18 protein-coding genes are annotated in these 20,240 nt (G+C 69.2%); 13 read left to right on the forward strand and 5 right to left on the reverse strand.

All coding sequences use genetic code 11. The annotated features are described in order from the left end of the window. Positions 1 to 9: 9 nt before the first annotated feature. From RGD00_RS09185 to RGD00_RS09200, 4 genes are read right to left on the reverse strand one after another with little or no spacing between them, the layout of a single operon-like run. A complete protein-coding gene (locus RGD00_RS09185; protein WP_310457022.1) occupies positions 10 to 1,158 on the reverse strand; it encodes an acyl-CoA dehydrogenase family protein in 1,149 nt (382 codons plus the stop codon). Further along, positions 1,155 to 2,189, reverse strand: a complete 1,035-nt coding sequence (locus tag RGD00_RS09190; protein ID WP_310457023.1) for an acyl-CoA dehydrogenase family protein — start codon at positions 2,187 to 2,189, stop codon at positions 1,155 to 1,157. Before RGD00_RS09190 ends, RGD00_RS09185 begins: the two co-directional genes overlap by 4 nt. After that, positions 2,186 to 3,097 (reverse strand): NAD(P)-dependent oxidoreductase, encoded by a 912-nt coding sequence (locus tag RGD00_RS09195; protein ID WP_310457024.1) that lies wholly within the window; start codon positions 3,095 to 3,097, stop codon positions 2,186 to 2,188. Before RGD00_RS09195 ends, RGD00_RS09190 begins: the two co-directional genes overlap by 4 nt. A 19-nt stretch (positions 3,098 to 3,116) precedes the next feature. Next, entirely contained in the window at positions 3,117 to 4,556 is a 1,440-nt protein-coding gene (locus RGD00_RS09200) for an aldehyde dehydrogenase family protein (protein WP_310457025.1), read from the reverse strand. 310 nt (positions 4,557 to 4,866) lie between these two features. Here RGD00_RS09200 and RGD00_RS09205 point away from each other — a divergent pair, with 310 nt between their 5' ends. From RGD00_RS09205 to RGD00_RS09260, 12 genes are all read left to right on the forward strand, one after another. Beyond that, the gene (locus tag RGD00_RS09205; RefSeq protein WP_310457026.1) at positions 4,867 to 5,661 is read left to right on the forward strand and encodes an enoyl-CoA hydratase/isomerase family protein; all 795 of its coding nucleotides are present in this window, start codon (positions 4,867 to 4,869) and stop codon (positions 5,659 to 5,661) included. A gap of 10 nt (positions 5,662 to 5,671) precedes the next feature. Further along, complete coding sequence (locus RGD00_RS09210; protein WP_310457027.1) at positions 5,672 to 6,835, forward strand: acyl-CoA dehydrogenase family protein; 1,164 nt, start codon at positions 5,672 to 5,674, stop codon at positions 6,833 to 6,835. A 40-nt stretch (positions 6,836 to 6,875) separates the two neighbouring features. Continuing rightward, entirely contained in the window at positions 6,876 to 7,676 is an 801-nt protein-coding gene (locus RGD00_RS09215) for an SDR family NAD(P)-dependent oxidoreductase (RefSeq protein WP_310457028.1), read from the forward strand. Further along, positions 7,673 to 9,253, forward strand: a complete 1,581-nt coding sequence (locus RGD00_RS09220; protein WP_310457029.1) for a class I adenylate-forming enzyme family protein — start codon at positions 7,673 to 7,675, stop codon at positions 9,251 to 9,253. The genes RGD00_RS09215 and RGD00_RS09220 overlap by 4 nt, the downstream gene beginning before the upstream one ends. A gap of 33 nt (positions 9,254 to 9,286) precedes the next feature. Further along, positions 9,287 to 10,537 carry an ABC transporter substrate-binding protein gene (locus RGD00_RS09225; protein WP_310457030.1) on the forward strand — a complete coding sequence of 417 codons (1,251 nt, stop codon included), beginning with the start codon at positions 9,287 to 9,289 and terminating at the stop codon, positions 10,535 to 10,537. Positions 10,538 to 10,612: 75 nt separating this feature from the next. Continuing rightward, positions 10,613 to 11,494 (forward strand): branched-chain amino acid ABC transporter permease, encoded by an 882-nt coding sequence (locus RGD00_RS09230; protein ID WP_310457031.1) that lies wholly within the window; start codon positions 10,613 to 10,615, stop codon positions 11,492 to 11,494. Position 11,495: 1 nt separating this feature from the next. Further along, entirely contained in the window at positions 11,496 to 12,506 is a 1,011-nt protein-coding gene (locus RGD00_RS09235; protein ID WP_310457032.1) for a branched-chain amino acid ABC transporter permease, read from the forward strand. After that, the gene (locus RGD00_RS09240) at positions 12,503 to 13,273 is read left to right on the forward strand and encodes an ABC transporter ATP-binding protein (protein WP_310457033.1); all 771 of its coding nucleotides are present in this window, start codon (positions 12,503 to 12,505) and stop codon (positions 13,271 to 13,273) included. Before RGD00_RS09235 ends, RGD00_RS09240 begins: the two co-directional genes overlap by 4 nt. Beyond that, positions 13,266 to 13,970 (forward strand): ABC transporter ATP-binding protein, encoded by a 705-nt coding sequence (locus RGD00_RS09245; RefSeq protein ID WP_310457034.1) that lies wholly within the window; start codon positions 13,266 to 13,268, stop codon positions 13,968 to 13,970. Before RGD00_RS09240 ends, RGD00_RS09245 begins: the two co-directional genes overlap by 8 nt. A gap of 8 nt (positions 13,971 to 13,978) precedes the next feature. Next, complete coding sequence (locus RGD00_RS09250) at positions 13,979 to 15,580, forward strand: AMP-binding protein (protein ID WP_310457035.1); 1,602 nt, start codon at positions 13,979 to 13,981, stop codon at positions 15,578 to 15,580. Between the two features lie 82 nt (positions 15,581 to 15,662). Further along, positions 15,663 to 16,358 (forward strand): TetR/AcrR family transcriptional regulator, encoded by a 696-nt coding sequence (locus RGD00_RS09255; protein WP_310457036.1) that lies wholly within the window; start codon positions 15,663 to 15,665, stop codon positions 16,356 to 16,358. Continuing rightward, positions 16,339 to 17,196 (forward strand): PaaI family thioesterase, encoded by an 858-nt coding sequence (locus RGD00_RS09260; RefSeq protein WP_310457037.1) that lies wholly within the window; start codon positions 16,339 to 16,341, stop codon positions 17,194 to 17,196. The genes RGD00_RS09255 and RGD00_RS09260 overlap by 20 nt, the downstream gene beginning before the upstream one ends. A 143-nt stretch (positions 17,197 to 17,339) precedes the next feature. On the opposite strand, the gene RGD00_RS09265 is transcribed toward RGD00_RS09260, so the two are convergent. Further along, a complete protein-coding gene (locus RGD00_RS09265; RefSeq protein WP_310457038.1) occupies positions 17,340 to 17,762 on the reverse strand; it encodes a MerR family transcriptional regulator in 423 nt (140 codons plus the stop codon). 84 nt (positions 17,763 to 17,846) lie between these two features. Here RGD00_RS09265 and RGD00_RS09270 point away from each other — a divergent pair, with 84 nt between their 5' ends. After that, positions 17,847 to 20,060, forward strand: coding sequence for a heavy metal translocating P-type ATPase (locus tag RGD00_RS09270; protein WP_310457039.1), 2,214 nt, complete (start codon positions 17,847 to 17,849; stop codon positions 20,058 to 20,060). Positions 20,061 to 20,240: the final 180 nt, after the last annotated feature.

Consider the following 20,240-nt stretch of genomic DNA (forward strand, 5'->3'; position numbering starts at 1 on the left):
CCTTTCCGTTCAACGCAGCCCAAGGCCGCGGGCAATGATGCCGCGCAGGATTTCGCGGGTGCCGCCGCGCAGGGAAAAGCTTGGGGCGGCAAGCAGGGTCCGCGCAAGCGTGGCGGCAAAGGGATCGGCGCTGCCGGGTATCGGTTCGGCCTCTATCAGGCTGCGGGCGATTTCGGGGATCTGCTGTTCCAGCGTCGTGCCCAGATCCTTGACGATGGTGGCCTGAAGCGCGGGGTTTTCGCCCCGCGACAACATGCCTGCGACGGATTGCGACATCTGCCGCAGCACCATCAGATGCGCCGACAGCCGCCCCACCGCCCGCCGCGCCGCCAGATCGGGCGCGGTGCCCAGAACGCGCAGCAGTTCGTTCACCAGCGCGAAGGACGACAGGAAACGGTCGGGCCCCGACCGTTCGAACGCCAGTTCCCCCATGACCTGCGTCCAGCCCTGCCCCAACGCGCCCAGAACCGCGGTTTCGGGCAGGAACACGTTGTCGAACGCGACCTCGTTGAAGTGATGTTCGCCCGCGATGTCGAGGATCGGGCGGATGCTGATGCCCGGCGTCGTCAGGTCCACCAGCAACTGGCTGGTGCCGCCGTGGCGGTCGTCGGAACGGTCGGTGCGGCAGAACAGGATCATGTAATGCGCCTTGTGCGCATAGGTGGTCCACAGTTTGGTGCCGTTCACCCGGAACCCGCCCGGTTCGGGCAGGGCGCGGGTGCGTACCGCCGCAAGGTCCGACCCGCTGTCGGGTTCGGACATGCCGATGCAGAAATAGCATTCGCCCGCCGCGATCCGGGGCAGGATGGTGCGGCGCTGGTCCTCGGTGCCGTGGTGCAGGATCAGGGGGGCGGACTGGCGGTCCGCGATCCAGTGCGCGGCGACCGGCGCGCCGGCGGCCAGCAGTTCCTCGATCACCACATAGCGTTCGATGGCGCTGCGCCCGTGCCCGCCATAGGCGCGCGGCAGGGTCATGCCCAGCCATCCGCGCTGGCCGAGCTTGCGGCTGAAATCCGGGTCGTGCCCGTTCCAGGACCGCGCGCGTTCGGCGGCGGGATAACCGGGGCCGAGCGTTTCCGAAAGGAACGCCCGCACCTCTGCCCGCAGCGCGGGGAAGGTGGCGTCGTCGGGCGGGGCGGGGAAAGTCAGCAGGCTCATGCGGCCTCCGTTCCGGTGAGGAAGGGCCAGAAACCCCGGGGGCCAAGGGTGCAGGCCAGATCGCCCAAGATCCCGGCCCACTGGCTTTCGGACCCGCATTCGTCGCGCCAGGCCCAGAGGCGCCGGGTCAGCGGGTGCAGCGGATATTCGGCGGTGAAGCCGATCGCGCCATGCACCTGATGCGCGATCCCGGCGGCGATGCCCGCGGCCTCGCCCGCGCGCAGTTTCGCCGCCGCGGCGGCCATGGTGAAGGCGCGGGCGTCGCTGCGGGCAAGGGGCAGGGCGGCGGCGGCCATCCCCGCCCCGGCGCGGGCGGCGGCGACTTCGGTCGCCATCACGGCCAGCGATTGCTGGATCGCCTGGAACTTGCCGATGGCGCGGCCGAACTGCATCCGTTCGTTGGCATAGGCCACCGTCCGGTTCAGCGCCGCATCCAGTGCCCCCGCCAGCGCCTGTGCGCGCAGCATGGCCATCAGCGCGTGCAGGGTATCGGCGCTGACCGGCGCCGCGGCCTGCGTGTCGGCGGGGGTGTCGAAGGTCAGGGTGTCGCGCGGTTCGGCGGCGATGTTGTGGCTTTCGTCCACCTGCCAGCCGGTGGTCAGCCGCATCAGCCGGTCGCCCGCCAGCGCCACCACCACCGCCGCATCCCGGCCCCAGGGCACGCGCGGCGCCTTCCCCGTGACCCGCCCGCCCGCCAGCGTCAGGCCGGACACCACCGCCGCCGGCCCCTCTGCCGGGTCCAGCCCCGCCGCGGCCAGCAGCCAGTTGGCCAGCATGGTTTCCGCCAGCGGCACCGGCGCGGCATGGGCGGCGGCGATCTGGACCAGTTGCAACGCCTCTGCCGCATCCAGCCCGAAGCCGCCCTGATCCTCTGACAGCAGCGCAAGGGGCAGGCCGGCGGCCTCGATGTCGGCCCACAGCGCGGCGGGGAAGGGGGCGGTGGCGTCGGCCTGCGGGGGGGCGGCGGCGCGCAGCGCCTCGGCATGCGCCCCGAACAGGCGGCGGCCGGTGTCGGCGACCAGATCGCTCATGCCCCTTGCTCCAGCCGGATCGGCGCTACCCCGGCAAGATCCGCCGCATAATCCAGCAGCGCGGTGAAATCCTTGCCCGCATAGTCGCCCGCGCGCGCCTGCCCCAGAACCGCATGCGCCGCCGCCCCCGCTGGAAGGCCGATGCGCACCGCATTCGCGGCCTCCAGCGCCAGCGTCAGGTCCTTGTGCGCAAGGTCGATGGTGAAGCCGGGCGTGGTGTCGCCCGCCAGCACCTTGGTGGCGAAGTTGAACTGGAACTGCCCGTTGGTGCCCGAGGTGCCGGCGTTCACCTCTTTCAGCATGGCGATGTCGAGCCCCAGTTTCGCCGCCAGCGTCAGCCCCTCTGCCGTGATCTGGGCGATGGACAGGATCATGAAGTTGTTCACCAGCTTGGTGCGGATCCCGCTGCCGGTGGGGCCGCAGCGGTGGATGGTGGTGCCCATCTTGTCCAGCAGCGGGCGCACGGCCTCGAAAGCCTGATCGTTCTCGCCGCCCACCATGAACAGCGATTCGCCCCGCTGCGCGTGGATCACCAGCCGCCCCACCGGCGCATCGATGAACACCAGCCCCCGCGCCGCGCAGGCGGCGGCGATGCGGTCGGTGCCGGTGGGGGCGATGGTCGACATGTCCATGACGATCCCGCCCGGCGCGATGACATCGGCCACGCCGCCCTCGCCCAGGATCACCTGTTCGACATGCGGCGTGGCGGGCAGCATGGTGATGACGATCTGCGCGCCCTCCGCCGCCTCTGCCACCGATGCGGCGAGCGTCGCGCCCAGATCGCGCAGCGGCTCCATCCGCGCCGGATTCGTGTCGAACACCACCAGTTCCGTGCCCTTGCGCAGGATGTTGGCGGCCATCGGCTGGCCCATCGCGCCAAGGCCGATGAAGGCGATTTTCCTCGACATGGTTCCTCCCTTCCCGGCGTCAGGGGCGGCCGGGGTTGATGTAATGGGTGCGGGTTTCGGTAAAGAACTGGATCGCGGCGAGGCCCTGTTCGCCGCCGCCGAAGCCCGATCCGTCGCGCCCGCCGAAGGGCACATGGAAATCCACCCCCGCGGTGGGGGCGTTGACCATCACCATCCCGGCCTTGGAGATGCGGCGAAAGGCCGTCGCGGCGGCAAGGCTGCGGGTGACGATGCCGCTCGACAGGCCGAATTCGGTGTCGTTGGCGATGGCGAAGGCATGGTCGAGGTCGTCGGCGCGAATCACCGCGGCGACGGGGCCGAAGATTTCCTCGCGGCAGATGCGCATGGCGTTGTGCGCGCGGGTGAACAGCGTGGGTGCGACGAAATAGCCGCCAGTGTTGGTTTCGACCGCATGGCCGCCGGTGGCGACTTCGGCCCCCTCGGCGCGGCCGATGGCGATATAGTCCAGCACCTTGTCGCGCTGCACCGCATTGGCAACGGGGCCGATCCGGATTTCGGGCAGCAGCGGATCGCCCGGTTTCAGGCCCGCCACCGCCGCCGTCAGCCGCTCGACAAAGGCGTCGTGGACCGGCGCCTCGACCACCAGCCGGGACGAGGCGGTGCAGCGTTGCCCGCTGGCAAAGAACGCGCCGTCCAGCGCCACCTGCACCGCAAGGTCCAGATCGGCATCCGCGGCCACCACAAGGGGGTTCTTGCCGCCCAGTTCCAGCTGCACCTTTTTCATCAGCGGCGCGGCCTGCGCCATGATCACCCGCCCCGTCGGCCCCGCGCCGGTAAAGCTGATGGCATCCGCACCGGCGATCAGCGCCGGCCCGACCGCGCGCCCATCGCCGCCGACAAGGTTCAGCACCCCGCCCGGCAGGCCCGCGCGGTGAAAGATGTCGGCCAGTTCCCACGCGCATGCGGGCGTGTATTCCGAGGGTTTCAGCACCACCGTGTTGCCGTAGACGATGGCGGCGGCGCATTTCCACGCCGGGACGACCATGGGAAAGTTCCACGGCGTGATCGCCGCCACCACGCCCACCGGCGCGCGCGTCACCACGACCTCGAACCCCTCGCGCAGGCCGGGCAGGTGATGGCCCGCGGTGCGGAACGCCTCGCCCGCGAAATAGTCGATCACGGCGGCGGCGCGGCGGATTTCGCCGATCCCTTCGGGCAGGGTCTTGCCCTCTTCGCGCGACAGAAGCCGGCCGAGGTCCTCTGCCCGGGCGGAAAGCTCCTGCGCCACGCGGCGCAGAATGGCGGCGCGGGTGTCGGGCAGCGTGGCCGACCAGGCGGGCAGGGCGGCGCGGGCGGCGTCGATGGCGGCGGCGGCCTGCGCCGCGTCGCACCAGCCGTATTCGCCGATCACCTCATCCGGCCGGGCCGGGTTCAGGTTGGGCACGCTGCGCGCGGCAGGCACCCATGCCCCGCCGATCAGTACCGAAGTGGTTTGCATGTTCCCCCGCTGTTCATTTCATTGAATGAAGCATGGTTTCATTATAGGTGTGGCGGGGCGGGCTCTGGCAAGAGAAAATTTGCGTCCAGCACATTTCGTTGAATGAAATAAAATTTCAGTTGACGAAAGGCAGATACCCGTCGTTGGATGGACGGGCCGCCGATGCAGCGCCCTGCCCGCCTCCGACGTCAAAACAATGAACACTGAACCATGGTTCATTTTTTTGTTGACCGAAGGCCGGAACCTGTGCTGACTGGCGGCAAGGCAGGGCAGGAGGAAGCCCGCCACCGGGACGAGGAGAAAGCATCACATGGCCTACGAAGCCTACCGCGAGCTGCGCATCGAGAACCGCGACCGCGTGCTGACGATCACGATGGCGCGGCCCGAAAAGCTCAACGCCGTGAACGAACGCATGCACGAGGAACTGGCGCAGGTCTTTACCGATGCGGCGCTGGATCCGGCGGTGGATGTGATCGTGCTGACCGGCGAGGGGCGGGCGTTCTCGGCCGGCGGCGACATCGAGTGGATGCAGAAGATGATCGACGAGGAAGGCGCGTTCGACAAGACCGCCGCCGAGGGCCGCCGCATCGTCTTTTCCATGCTCGACTGCGAAAAGCCCATCGTCGCCAAGGTCAACGGCCATGCCGCCGGTCTGGGGGCCACGCTGGCGCTGTTCTGCGATGTGATCTTCGCGTCGGAAAAGGCCAGGATCTCTGACCCGCATGTGTCGGTCGGCTTCGTGGCGGGCGATGGCGGGGCGGTGATCTGGCCGCAGCTGATCGGCTATGCCCGCGCCAAGGAATATCTGATGACGGGCGATGCGATCCCTGCCGCCAAGGCCGCGGAAATGGGCCTGATCAACCACGCCGTCGCGCCCGAGGAACTGGATGCCGCCGTCGACGCCTTCGTCGCCCGTCTGCAATCGGGCGCCAAGAAGGCGATCCGCTGGTCCAAGATGTCGGTCAACATCGGGCTCAAGCAGCTGGCGCATTCGATCATGGACGCCTCGCTGTCGATGGAGGCGCTGTCGAACAGGACCGCCGACCATCAGGAGGCGGTGAACGCCTTCCGCGAAAAGCGCGAACCCCGGTTCACCGGGCGTTGAGGGGCGGGTGATGAATTTCGACGAACCCGAACATATCACCATGGTCCGCGACACCGTGCGCAGGTTCGTGGAGGCCGAGATGCCCCGCGAACTGGCGCGCAAGTGGGACAAGGAAAACCATTTCCCCCGCGACGTGTTCGCGAAACTGGCGGGCCTCGGCATGATGGGCCTGACGGTGGAAGAGGACTATGGCGGCGCCGGGCGCGACATTCCCGCCACCATGGTGGTGATCGAGGAACTCGCCCGCCGCTCGCTGGCCGTCGCCGTGCCCTATATCATGAGCGCCTGCTACGCCGGCATGAACCTTCAGGAATGCGCGTCCGAGGAACAGAAGCGCGATCTTCTGCCCAGGGTCGCGGCGGGCGAACTGCTGTTCGCCTATGGCTGGACGGAACCCGACGTGGGCGCCGATGTCGCCTCGGTCAAGACGACCTGCGTGCGCGACGGGGACGAACTGGTCATCAACGGGTCCAAGCGGTTCTGTTCCGGCGCGGGGATCTGCGACTACATCTATACGCTGGTGCGCACGGGGCCTGCGGATGCGCGCTATCGCAACCTGTCGTTCGTGCTGATCCCGCCGACCGCGCCGGGTGTGTCGATCACCCCCATCGACTGCATGGGAATGAAGGGCGCGCCGACGACCGACGTGGCCTTCACCGATGTACGGGTGCCGGTGGCGAACCTGATGGGCGGCGAGGCGGGCTGGAACCGGGGCTGGGATTATGTCGTGGGCTCCGGCCTCGACGTGGAAAAGCTGGAGGTGGCGGCGATCGCGCTCGGCCTCGCCTCGGCGGCCTATGACGACGCCTGGGAATATGTGCAGGAACGCAGGCAGTTCGGCCGGATCATCGCGGCGAACCAGTCGATCCGCCACCTGCTGGCCGACATGCGCACCGCGCTGCACGGCTGCCGGCTGATGATGGCGCATGCCGCCTGGCTGGCGCAGGAAGGGCGGCCCTGCCGGCTGGAAACCTCGATGACGAAACTGCACCTGTGCGAGATGGGCAAGAAGATCGCGCTGGATGCGCAGACCATCTTCGGCGCCTACGGCTATGCCAAGGATTTCGACGTCGAGCGGTATGTCCGCGACAGCCTGCTGATGCCGATCATCGGCGGTTCGGCCGCGATCCAGCGCAACAACATCGTCAACTGGATGGGGCTGCCCAAGGGCTAGGCACGGCAGGAATTTCCGCAAGCGACTGGGGAGGAGCGACATGGCGGAAGACACGGGGGTCAGATTCGATTTCGGCGGCCGGGTGGCGGTGATCACCGGCGCGGCCAGCGGCATCGGCCTGCAATGCGCGCGCGATTTCGCGGCGGCGGGGGCACGGGTTGCGGTGAACGACCTCGACCCGGCGAAGGTTCAGGCCGTGGCGGCGGAAATCGGGGCCATGCCCCTGCCCGGCGACGTGACGGACGAGGCGGTGGTAAAGGCGCTGGTGGCGCGGGTCGCGGGCGAATGGGGGCGGATCGACTATCTGGTCAACTGCGCCGGCATCGCCGACGAGATGAAGCCGACGCTGGACCAGGATATCGACCGCTGGCAGCGCGTTCTGGATGTGTCGCTGCGCGGCAGCTACCTGATGGCGCGCGAATGCGGCCGGGCGATGACCGCGGCGCGTTCGGGGGTGATCGTCAACCTGTCCTCGATCGCCGGGCTGGTGGGCCTGCCGGGGCGCAACGCCTATTCGGCGGCCAAGGCGGGGCTGGCGATGATGACGCGGGGGCTGGCCGCCGAATGGGGCGGCCATGGCATCCGGGTGAACGCCATCGCGCCGGGCTATATCGACACGCCCATGGTCGAGGGGCTGCTGTCGCGCGGCCGCATCGGCACAGAGGGCATCCTGCGCCGCACCCCCCTTGGCCGGTTCGGCCAGCCGGCAGAGATTTCGGCGGCGATCCAGTTCCTGTGTTCGCCCGCCGCCAGCTATGTCACCGGCGTCACGCTGGCGGTGGATGGCGGCTATTCCGCCTTCGGCGGCAATGCCTTGCCAGAGGCGGGGCAATTGCAATGACGCTGCCCGCCCACCCCCTGCCGCCCGGGGTCAGATGGCGCACGCCGTTCGACCTGCTGGCGCGCAACGCGCGGCTCTACCCCAACAAGCTGGCGCTGATCGCCGCCAGCGCCATGGGGGGCGAGGCGCGGCTGAGCCATGCCGCGCTGGCCTTCGCCATCGACAAGGCGGCGGATGCGCTGCGCGGCTGGGGCCTGCGGCGCGGGGATCATCTGGCGATCCTGATGAACAACAGTGCGGCGGCGGAATATATCGTCATCGCCTGGGGGGCGATGCGCCTCGGCGCGGTGGTGGTGCCGCTCAACACCCGTTTCGCGCTGCCGGAACTGCGCGCGGCGGTCGAGGACATGGATTGCCGCGCCATCGTGCATGAGGCGGCTTTCGCCGAAACCGTCGCCGCGCTGGACGCAGGGGGCGAACGTTTCGGCCCCCGGCGGATCGCGGTGGGGCCGGGCGGCGACTGGGGTGCGATCTACGCCACCGGCCAGCCCGCGCGCGGGGGTTTTCCGGTGCTCGGGTCCGACGACCTGGCCGACATCCTGCTGACATCGGGCACCACCGGGCGGTCCAAGGGGGTGATGCTGACGCATGGCAATGCGGTGGCGACGGGTGCGGCGATTGCCGGGGGCCTCGATCTGGGGCCGCAGGACACGTATCAGAGCCCGTTTCCCCTGTTCACCTCTTCGGGCTTTCATTTCAACATCATGGCCGCCTGGTGGGCGGGTGCGACGATGGTGGTGGAACCGGGGGTGGACCTGCCGGCGACGCTGGCGCGGATGACGCGCGAACGCACGACCGTCTATTGCGCGGTGCCTGCGGTCTATATCTTCATGCTGGATGCCTACGATCCCGCGCAGCACGACCTGTCGGCGATGCGCGTCTTCGACTACGGCGGCGCCCCGATGGCGCGCGAGGTCATCCGGCGGCTGGCCGATACCTTTCCGCAGGTCGAACTGCGCCAGACCTACGGGCTGACCGAGGCGGGGCCCTCGGGCACCTTCCTTGCGGGGCGGGATGCGCTGCGCAAGCTCGGCTCGCTCGGTACCCCGATGCCGATGTGCGACGTGCGCGTCCTGCGCCCCGACGGGTCCGAGGCCGCCCCGGGCGAGATGGGCGAGATCGCGATGCGCGGCCCCGCCGTCAGCCGCGGCTACTACAACCGGCCCGAGGCGACGGCCGAAACCTTCCGCGACGGCTGGCTCTGGACCGGCGATCTGGGCCAGCGGGATGCGGACGGGTACCTGTTCTACATGGACCGCGGCAAGGACGTGATCATCCGCGGCGGCTACAACATCACCTCGATGGAGGTGGAAAACGCCATCTTCGAACATCCCGGCGTGAAAGAGGTCGCGGTCGTCGCCATCCCCCACGACCGGCTGGGCGAGGATCTGTGCGCCTTCGTCGTGCCCCAGGGCGACCCGCCGCCCGCGCCCGCCGATCTGCAAGCCTTCGCCGCCGCGCGGATCGCCGACTACAAGGTGCCGCGCCGGTGGGTGTTCGTTCCCGACCTGCCCCGCAATCCCACGGGCAAGATCCTCAAGAACCGCTTGCGGGAAAGGGCGCAGCAAGACGCCTGACATTCAACCCTTCTGAACACAGTGGAGGAGAACATGGTTCAGACCAACAGACGCAATGTGATGAAGATGCTGGGCGCCAGCGTGGCGGCCGGCGCGCTCGGCCTGCCGATGTATGCGCGCGCGCAATCGGCGCCCTACAAGATGGGCATGGTGACGGCGCTCAGCGGCCCGTCGGAAATGCTCGGCCGGCCGATGCTGGCGGGGGCGGAATATGCGGTGGCGGAAATCAACGCCGCGGGTGGCATCAACGGCCGGCAGATCGAACTGCTGGTGCGCGACAGCAAGGGCCGCCCCGACGCGGGCACCGTCGCCGCGCGCGAACTGATCGGCGAGGGCTGCGTCATGCTGCTCGGCACGGTGTCGAGCGCGGTGGCGCTGGCCATCAGCGGCATCCTGCAACAGGAAAACGCCCTGCTGATGACGGCGGCGGCGCATTCGCTCCGGCTGACGCACGAGGATTTCAACCGCCATTACTTCCGCGTCACCGACAACCCCTACATGCGCCAGCGCGCGCAGGCCAAGCTGATGGCCGAACTCAACGGCGACGTGACCGCATGGGGCGGGCTGGTGCCCGACCACGAATACGGCCGGTCCACCTGGGACAGCTTCAAGCACGGACTCGAAACCTACTACCCCGAGATCGCGGGCAAGACGCCCTCCATCTCGGACCCGATCCTGTGCCAGTACGGCGGCAGCGACTATCGCAACTACATCGCCTCGGCGATGCGCGACCCGGGGGTGGGTTTCTTCAACTCGCTCTACGGCGGCGATGCGATCACCATGTTCCAGCAGGCCAAGCCCTACGGCTTCTTCCAGCGCAAGGCGCCCATCGTGGATTCGGCGAACGAATTCATCGCCGCCCGCGCGATGAAGGCGGAAATGCCCGACATGTGGATCGGATCGCACTGGTATCACGGCGCGTTCAAGGGCAACGAGATCAACGACCGGATCTATGCCAAGTACCTTGAACAGACCGGCATCCGCTTTCCCGACGGGTTCCTGTCGGAAGGCCATGCCGCGGTCATGGCCTATGCGGGCGCGCTGGCGAAGGACGGGGCGGGCACGGCGGAGGCGCTGATCCCCGCGCTGGAAGGGCTGTCGTTCGAAACCGCGACCGGCACCCGCACCATCCGGGCAGAGGACCATCAGGCGATCAAGCCGGTGATCAACTACCGCGTGCGCAGCGCGCAGAACGAGGACGGGTTCGAGGTCGTGGATTTCCGCGTCATCGACGGCGCCGAGACGATCGAGCCCGCCAGCCCCGGCGCGCCGGTGGCCTGGTAAGCGACCGCCCGGGCGGACGGGCCCCGCGCCCGTCCGCCCGTCTTTATCCAGTTGCCATCGAAGAGGTGCCTGCTGATGCTGGCCGATTTCCTGTTGATCGCCATCAACGGCCTTGTCTGGGCCATGGCGGTGTTCCTGGTCGCCTCGGGCCTGACGCTGATCTTCGGGATATTGCATATCCTGAACTTCTCGCACGGGGGCTTCGTGATGATCGGGGCCTATCTGGCCTTCACCGCCATGCAACTGCTGACCGGCAGCGTGGGGATCGCGGCCTTTCTGGGCATCGCGGCGCTGTGCGCCGTCGCCGTGGCGGGGATGGGGTTCGTCATCGACCGGGTGGTGTTCAAGCGGCTCAAGGGCGTGGACGACAGCTATTCGCTGATCGCGACCTATGCGGTGCTGCTTTTGTCCGAGGGCGCGGTGAAATCCGTCTGGGGCCCGAACTTCGAAAGCGTCTACCCGCCCGAGGGTCTGGGGGGTGCGCTGTTTCTGGGCGACCTGTTCCTGCCCTCCTATGCGCTGTTCGTGATCGGCGCGGGGCTGGCGGTGTTTCTGGTGCTGGACTGGTGGCTGCACCGCACCGCCTCGGGCAAGATCATGAAGTCGGTGGCGCTCGACCCCTGGATGGCCAGCATCCTCGGCATCAACGTGAACGCGATCTTCACCACCGCGGTGGTGGCGGGGTTCGCGCTGGCGGGGCTCGCGGGCGGGCTTCTGGCCCCGAACCAGAGCCTGTCGCCGATGATGGGCGGCAGCTACATCATCCAGGCTTTCGGCGTGATCATCGTCGGCGGGATCGGCAATGTGCGCGGCGCCTTTCTGGCGGCGATCCTTCTGGGGCTGATCGACGCCTTCGGCACGGTCTTCGTGCCGCAGTTCCCCGGCATCTTCTTCTTCATCGCGGTGGCGGTGATCATCCTCTTCCGGCCTCAGGGCCTTCTGAGCGGGATTCGCTGAGATGACGACGAAACCGAACATTCCGCAGGCGGGCGGGAACGCGGGCATGGTGGGCCCGGTGCTGATCGCCGTGGCGCTGGCCGTCTTTGCCACCCTGCCCCTGTGGGCGGAAAAGGGGCTGGTCTTTCTGGCCGGCATCGTCATGGCGCAGATCGTCTTTGCGCTGGCCTTCAACCTGATCTTCGGGCTGACCGGGCTGGTCAGTTTCGGTCAGGCGGCGTTCTTTGCCGCCGGGGCCTATGCGTCGGCCTGGCTGGCGCGCATGGCGCCGGACCTGCCGTTCTTCCTGACGCTCGCCTTCGGCGGTGCGGTGGGGGCGGTGCTGGCATGGGTCATCGGGCTGGTGGCGCTGCGCCGCGCCAGTGGCATCTATTTCGCCATCCTGACGCTGGCGCTCGGCCAATTGGTCTATACCGCCATCGGCAAGACCACCGCGCTCGGCCGCGAGGACGGGCTGATCGGCATCGCCCGGCCGGTGCTGGATTTCGGCCTGTTCCGCATCAATCTGGCGGCGGGGGACAATTACTATTACCTGATCCTTGTCGCCTCGGTCGTGCTGATCTTCTGCCTGTGGTGGGTCTGGCACGGCAGTCTCGGCCGCATCCTGTCCGCCATCCGGCAGGAACCGGAACGGGTGCGCTTTCTGGGCGTCAACGTGCGGCGCTATCGCGAATATGCCTTCGTGATCTCGGGCACCGTCACGGCGCTGGCCGGCGCGCTGATGGCACCGTGGAGCCAGATCATCACCCCGATGATCGCCCATTGGTCCTATTCGGCGCTGCCCATCCTGTTCTGCCTTCTGGGCGGCAGCGCGCGGTTCTGGGGGCCGGCGGTGGGGGCGGTGGTCTTTGCCGGGCTCGAACATTCCACCCGCACCATGGTCGGCATGGCCGAACTGGTGGTGGGCGGCGCGCTGCTGGTGGTCGTGCTGGCGATGCCGGGCGGCATTCTGGGGGCGCTGGCGGCGCTGCGGCAGAAATACGTCACCGACCGCCGGGGGGCCGCGGAATGACCAACCTTCTGGAAGCCAAGGGCATCAACTTCGCCTACCCGTCCGTGCGCGTGCTGACCGATGTGGACATCACCGTGCAGGCGAACGAAAGCCATGTGATCATCGGGCCGAACGGCGCGGGCAAGACGACGCTGTTCAAGGTGCTGTCGGGCGAGATGTTCCCGCAATCGGGCACCGTGCATTATTCGGGTGAAAACGTGACCGGGCTGGACGCCTGGCAGCGCGTGCACCGCGGCATCGGGCGCACCTTCCAGGTGGCGCGGCTGTTCGCGGACCAGACGGTGCTGAACAACGCCATCCTCGCGCTGGAATGCCGTGAACGGATCGCGGGCACGCCCCAGGGCCGCTGGTGGCGCCTGCGCCCCGCCCCCGAACTGGTGGACGAGGCGATGGCGCGGCTGGAATCCTACGGCCTTGCGGCGCGGGCGCAGGACCGGGCGGCGGTGCTGTCGCATGGCGACAAGAAGCGGCTGGAACTGCTGCTGACGCTGTCGCTGCACCCCAAGCTGATCATGCTGGACGAACCCACCGCCGGCATGGCCCCCGACGACCGCCGCGCCGTGGTCGAGATGATCAACCGCCTGCGCGCGGAAGAGGGGCTGACGCTGCTGCTGACCGAACACGACATGGAGGTGGTGTTCGATCTGGCCACCCGGCTGACGGTGCTCAACCACGGCCAGATCATCGCCAGCGGCGACCCGGCAGAGGTCCGCCGCGACCCGATGGTGCACGAGATCTATTTCGGCAAGAGGGGCGGCCATGCTTGAACTGACCAATCTCGACGCCTTCTATGGCCAGAGCCACATCCTGCACGACATCTCGCTGCGGCTGGAGGATGGCGCGGGCGTCGCCATCGTCGGGCTGAACGGGATGGGCAAATCCACCCTGCTGAAGTCGATCATGGGCGCGGGCCCCACGGTGCGCGGCGGCGTGCGGTTCGACGGCAAGGACATCGCATCCCTGCTGCCGCATCAGCGCGCGCGATTGGGCCTTGCGCTGGTGCCCGAGGACCGGCGCATCTATCCCCATCTGACGGTGGCCGAAAACCTCGCGCTGGCGGGCTATGCCCGGATCGAGGGGCGCACGCCCTATTCCGTCGAAGAAGTGCTGGAATTCTTCCCGCTGCTGAAAAAGCTGGCCGGGCGCAAGGGGTTCCAGCTGTCGGGGGGCGAACAGCAACTGGCGGCGGTGGCGCGCGCGGTGCTGGCGCGGCCGCGGTTCCTGCTGCTGGACGAACCGACAGAGGGGTTGGCGCCCCTGATCGTCGATGCGATGGGCGACGAGATCCAGGCGATCCGGCGGCGCGAGAAGATGGCGCTGCTGCTGGCCGAACAGAATGTGGACTTCGCCCGCGCCTGCACCGAACATGTCATGGTGCTGAACGTCGGCCGGATCGCCTTTTCCGGCACCTGGGCCGAATTCGACGCCGACCCGACGATCCGCGACCGCCACCTTTCGCTGTAAGGCCCGCCATGACCCCGCTCGACTGGCCCCGCCACCACCCCGATGCCGCCGCCGCCTTTCGTGCGGCGGGCCAGTGGCGCGACCGGAGCTTGGCGCAATCGCTGGCCCTGCGGCTGGCGGAAACACCCGGGGCCATCGCCATCACCGACGATCTGGGCGCCTACAGTTACGCGGCGCTGGATGCCAGGGCGCGGGCGCTGGCGGGCTGGCTGGTGGCGCGGGGAATGCGGCGGGGGGATGTGCTGGCCTTCCAGCTGCCCAACTGGCACGAAACCGCGGCGATCGCGCTGGCCACCTCGATGCTGGGGCTGGTGTGCCTGCCCATCATCCCGATCTACCGCGAGGCCGAGGTGCGGTTCATCCTCACCGCCTCGCGCGCGCGTCTGTTCCTGTGTCCGCGCAGTTTCCGCAACTTCGACCATGCGGGACTGGCCGCGCGGATGGTGGCGGAAATCCCGACGCTGGACGCCGCGGTGCTGATCCGCGACCCCGGGGCCGAGGATCCCTTTGCCCATGCCCCATGGCAGGGCGCGCCCGCCACCGATGCGGCGGCGCCGTGGCTGTTGATGTACACATCCGGCACCACCGGCCATCCCAAGGGGGTGGTGCATCCGGCCAACACGCTCGACTGCGATCTTGACCATACCGTGCGCTGGTGGGGGCTGGCGGCGGGGCGGGATGCGGTGCTGATGCCCTCGCCGGTGACGCATGTGACGGGGTTTCTTTATGGGCTGATGCTGCCTTTCACCCATGGCGTCGCCTCGCGCCTGATGGAACGGTGGGATGCCGGGGCCGCGGTGCGGATCATCGACGCGGGCGGGGCTACCTTCACGCTGGCCGCAACGCCCTTCCTGCGCGAACTGCTGGATGCCGCGGCGGATACGGGCAGCCGCCTGCCGGGGCTGCGCATCTTTGCCTGCGGCGGCGCCCCGGTGCCGCCCGACCTGATCCGCCGCACCTGGGCCGCCTTCCCCGATCTGCTCGCCTGCCGCGTCTACGGCTCGACCGAGGCGCCGACGGTCACGCTCGGCGTCGCCTCGCGCGCGGATCCGGGGCCGGCGGCGGAAACCGATGGGCGCATCGTGGGCCACGAGGTCCGCGTGGTCGACGACGCGGGCCGCCCCCTGCCCCCCGGCGCGGAAGGCGAGATCGTCACCCGCGGGCCGGAGATGATGGCGGGCTACCTCGACCCTGCCGACAATGCCGGTGCCTTCGACGCCGAGGGGTTCTTTCGCACCGGCGATCTGGGCCATGTAAGCGCGGATGGTTTCGTCACCATCACCGGGCGCAAGAAGGACCTGATCATCCGCGGCGGCGAGAACCTGTCGGCCAAGGAAATCGAGGATGCCCTGCACCGCCATCCCGCGATCCGCGAGGCCGCGGTGGTCGCCATGCCCCACCCCCGGCTTGGCGAAACCGGCTGTGCCTTTCTGGTCACGGACGGCCGCAACCTTGACCTTGCCGAACTGTCCGCCTTTCTGGACGCACAGGGCCTCGCCCGCCAGAAGCATCCCGAAAAGATCATCATTGCCAAGGATTTGCCCCGCACCGCATCGGGCAAGATCCAGAAATACCTGCTGCGTGCCCAACTGGCCGGGGATCCGGCATGACCCGGCGGGGGGTTGCGGAATCGGTGTGCCTTGTCCACCGCAATGTGCCGCCACCCGGCGGAACGGTTGCGAGGAAAGACGCATGAAGGCCGCAGCACCGCGCAAACCCCGCAAGACCCGCGCCGAAAAATCGGCCGAGAACCGCCGCGCGCTGATGCAGGCGGCGGCAGAGGTGGTGGGCGAGGTCGGCTATCGCGAAGCCTCCATCGCGCGGATCACGCAGCGCGCGGGGCTGGCGCAGGGCACCTTCTACCTCTACTTCCAGAGCCAGCAGGACCTGTTCGATCAGCTTCTGCCCTCCATCGGCAGCGAATTGCTGGACCGGCTGGCGCGGGACGTGCACGGGTCGCGCAACATTCTGGAGGTCGAGGAGGCGGGCTTTCGCGGTTTCTTCGCCTTCCTGCGCGAAAACCCCGCCTTCTTCCGCATCCTCAACGAGGCCGAGGTCGCCGCCCCCGTCGCCTATGAACAGCATTTCAACCTGTTGCGCGCCCGCTATATCCAGTCGCTGGAACGCAGCTGGAAACGGGGCGAACTGCCCGACTACCGCCCCGAGGAACTGGAGGTGCTGGCCTATATCCTGATGGCGGCGCGCAGTTATCTGTACCTGCGCTATTCCAAGGACCAGCAGGGGCCGCGGCCGATCCCGGAATGGGTGGTGGACACCTTCATGAAATTCGTGCGCGGGGGCTTCTTGCAGGGCCGCGGCGGTCTGGACGACCCGCCGGTGCAGCAGGCCGGGACAGGGGACAAGACAGGTGCCGACAGCCAGCCATGAGGTGCTGCGCACCCGCGTCTACGACCTTTACGGCGGCGTGCTGTGCTTCAGCGAATGGTGCGGGCTGCGCTATGACCAGTCGCGCCCCGAAGATGCGCGGATGCACCTGCCCTGGGCGGACAGGATCGCTGGACCCGACGGCGCGATCGGGCCGGGGATGATGACGACGCTGGCCGATGCGGCCAGCGGGCAGGTGGCGGCGGCGATTTTCGACTGGCGCGCGCAGATCGCCACCATCAGCCTGGGGCTGAACCTGATCCGCCCCGCACCTGCGGGTGCCGGTCTGGTGGCCGAGGCCGCGCGGATCTGGTCGGACGACCGCACCGTCCTGACCGAGGTGCGCATCCATGCCGACGGGCCCGGCGGCGCGGCGCTGGTCGCGGCGGCGCGGCTGCGGATGATCGTGGTCGCGCAATGCGCGCCCCCGGAAACGCCCGGCCGCTATCCGGTGGAAACCCCGGCCCCGGGCCGCCCGTTCTGGTGCGGCGCGGGGGCGGATACCGGGGGCGTGGCGGAGGACGGGCGGCTGGTCCTGCGCATTCCGCCCGCGCCGCAGTTCCTGGGCAACCGCATGCGCGGCGCGCTGCATGGCGGCTATGTCGCCGGTTGTCTGTTCGAGGGGCTCGCCCGTCTCGGCCGTGCGACGGGGGCGGGGTTCCGGCCGCTGGACGGGGTGGTGGATTTCCTGCGCAGCGCCGCCGAGGCGGACATGGTGCTGACCGCCGAACTGCCCCGCGCCGGCGCGCGCATCGGCTTTGCCACCGCCCGGCTGGACCAGACCCCGCCCGGCCGCCCCCCGGCCCTGACCGCCCGCCTGTCGGCCACGCTGATGCGGTAGGGCGCCGAACCCGGGGCGAGCCCCGGCCTGCGGATCCATCGCGCCATCCGGCGGGTGGTGCCGGTGACGCGGGCGGCGGCCTCCGGCGGGGATATTTTGGGACAGAAAGTGGGGAAGGGCGCTGTCCGTTGAAGGCGCGGCGGTCAGGCGGCGTGGTCGTCGTGCAGGCACAGATCGTGGTTGCCCAGAACCTCGATCACCCGGCAGTCAGAGATCGTCCCGTGGGCGCATTGGGCCACCATCCGTTCCAGTTCCGTCCGCAGCGCCTCCAGCCGCGCGATCCGTTCCCGGACGGCGGCCAGCTGCCGGGCGGCGATGATGTCGGCCTCGGCGCAGGGGCGGTCGGGGTCGTCGGCGAGGCTCAGCAGTTCGCGGATCGCGTCGAGCGGAAAACCGAGGTCGCGGGCATGGCGGATGAAGGACAGCCGTTCCCGCGTGGCGCGGCCGTAGAGGCGCTGGTTGCCCTCGCTGCGTTCGGCCTCTGGCAGCAGGCCGATCTGTTCGTAATAGCGGATCGTGGGCACCTTCACCCCCGTCGCCGTGGCCAGTTTTCCGATAGTGAGCATGAGAAAACCCTTGAACCTATAGTTGCTATAGCAATTAGGGTCCCGAATCGATGAGGACAAGCCCCTTGCGGGCGGAGGACGACGATGACGGATCGGCAGGGCGACAGGCTGGAATGGACGGTGACGGGCATGGATTGCGCGGCCTGCACCGTCAAGGTGACGCGGGCGGTCGAAAGGCTGCCGGGCGTCAGCGATGTGAAGGTGGCGCTGATGGGCGAGCGGCTGTCGCTGGATCTGGCGCCGGGCACGACCCCCGCCGCAGAGGTGGAGGGCGTGGTGCGCCGGTTGGGATACGGCATCGCGCCGCGCGGGCCGGGCGCCGCCGCGCCGGGGGCGGCGGGCGGTTGCTGCGGCGCGGGGGCGCATGACCACGGCGCCGATGCGGGCCACGGCGCCCCCGGCCATGTGCATGACGATCCCGCCGACCGGGGCAAGGCGTGGTATCGCACCGCCAAGGGCCGGCTGGTGATCCTGACCGGGGTGCTGCTGGCCGCCGCCTGGGCGTTCGAACTGTCGGCCCCGGAAGGCACCGGCCATTGGGCCTTCGTTCTGGCCTGTGCCATCGGTCTTGCCCCGGTCGCGCGGCGCGCCCTTGCGGCCTTGCGGATGGGCCAGCCCTTCACCATCGAAAGCCTGATGACCCTTGCCGCGGTGGGTGCGCTGGTCATCGGCGCGGCCGAAGAAGCCGCGCTGGTCGTGTTCCTGTTCGCCGTGGGCGAGGTGCTGGAGGGCGTGGCGGCCAATCAGGCCCGCAATGGCATCCGCGCGCTGGCGAACCTCGTTCCCCGCACCGCGCTGCTGGAGGAGGGCGGGCGCACCCGCGAGGTTCCGGCGGAAACGCTGGCCATCGGGCAGATGGTTCTGGTCCGCCCCGGCGACCGCATTCCGGCGGATGGCGAGATCGCCGAGGGCGTGTCGGGCATCGACGAAAGCCCGGTGACGGGCGAAAGCGTGCCGCGCAGCAAGGGCCCCGGCGAGGCGGTCTTTGCCGGGTCGATCAATACCGAGGCCGCGCTGCGGGTGCGCGTCACCCGGGCCGCCGCCGACAACACCATCGCCCGCATCATCCGGCTGGTGGAAGAGGCCGAAGAGGCCCGCGCGCCGACGGAGCGGTTCATCGACCGTTTCTCGCGGCTCTACATGCCGGCCATCGTGGGGGTGGCGGCGCTGGTGATCCTGATCCCGCCGCTGGCCTTCGGGGCCGATTGGGGGACGTGGATCTATCGGGGGCTGGCGCTGCTGCTGATCGGCTGCCCCTGCGCGCTGGTGATCTCTGTCCCCGCCTCCATCGCCTCGGCGCTGTCGTCGGGGGCGCGCAGGGGGCTGCTGATGAAGGGCGGCGCGGTGATCGAGGCGGCGGCGAAGGTCACGCAGGTGGCCTTCGACAAGACCGGCACGCTGACCCATGGCGCCCCCGCCGTGACCGATCTGGTGCCCGCCCCGGGGGTGACGGAAACCGGATTGCTGGCCGTGGCGGGCGGGGTGGAAGCGGGGTCGAGCCACCCTCTGGCGCAGGCGATCCTGCGCCGGGCCGGGGGGGCGGCGCTGCCCGCGCAGGGTGCGAGGGCCATCCCCGGCAAGGGGGCCGAGGCGATGGTGGACGGGGCGATGGCCTGGGTATCCTCGCCCCGCCATGCCGCCGGGGCGGGCGGGATCGGCGATGCGGCAATGGCCCGCGCGGCGGAGCTGGAGGCAGAGGGCAAGACGGTCGTCGCGGTGTACCGCGAAGGCCGGCCGCTCGGCCTGATCGCGCTGCGGGACGAGCCGCGCGCGGATGCCGCCGGTGCGGTGCGGCAGTTGAAGGCCATGGGCGTCGGCGCCACCATCCTGACCGGCGACAACCCCCGCACGGCGGCGGCCATCGCCGGCGGCCTCGGCATGGGCTGGCGGGCAGAGATGATGCCGGGGGACAAGCTGGCCGCGATCCGCGACATGGGCGCGCAGGGCGGGGTGATGATGATCGGCGACGGCATCAACGACGCCCCGGCGCTGAAACAGGCGGGGGTGGGCGTCGCCATGGGGTCGGGCACCGACGTGGCGCTGGAAACCGCCGATGCCGCGATCCTGCGCGACCGGGTGGGCGACGTGCCGGCGCTGATCCGGCTGGCGCGGGCGACGATGGGCAATATCCGGCAGAACATCGCGCTGGCGCTCGGGCTGAAGGCGGTGTTCCTCGTCACCTCGATCCTCGGCATCACGGGGCTGTGGATCGCCATCCTCGCCGATACCGGCGCGACGGTTCTGGTGACGCTGAACGCGCTGCGCCTGCTGGCCTTCGACCCGGCGAAGGAGGGGTAGGCGTTCAGTCCCGGTTTATCGTGCTGGCTGGCGAAGGCGTGTGCCTTCGCCACCGTGATCCGCGTGGATTTCCCCCGGCCGGGGGCCCAAAGCCCCGTCCACCATGGCCTCGGCCCGCTTGCCGAGAATGGCCTTCGTCCCCTGCGCGGACTGCGCCGCCTGACCGGGCCGAAACCCGAT

It is taken from the genome of Ruixingdingia sedimenti, from assembly GCF_031432425.1.
GTDB lineage: Bacteria > Pseudomonadota > Alphaproteobacteria > Rhodobacterales > Rhodobacteraceae > Ruixingdingia > Ruixingdingia sedimenti.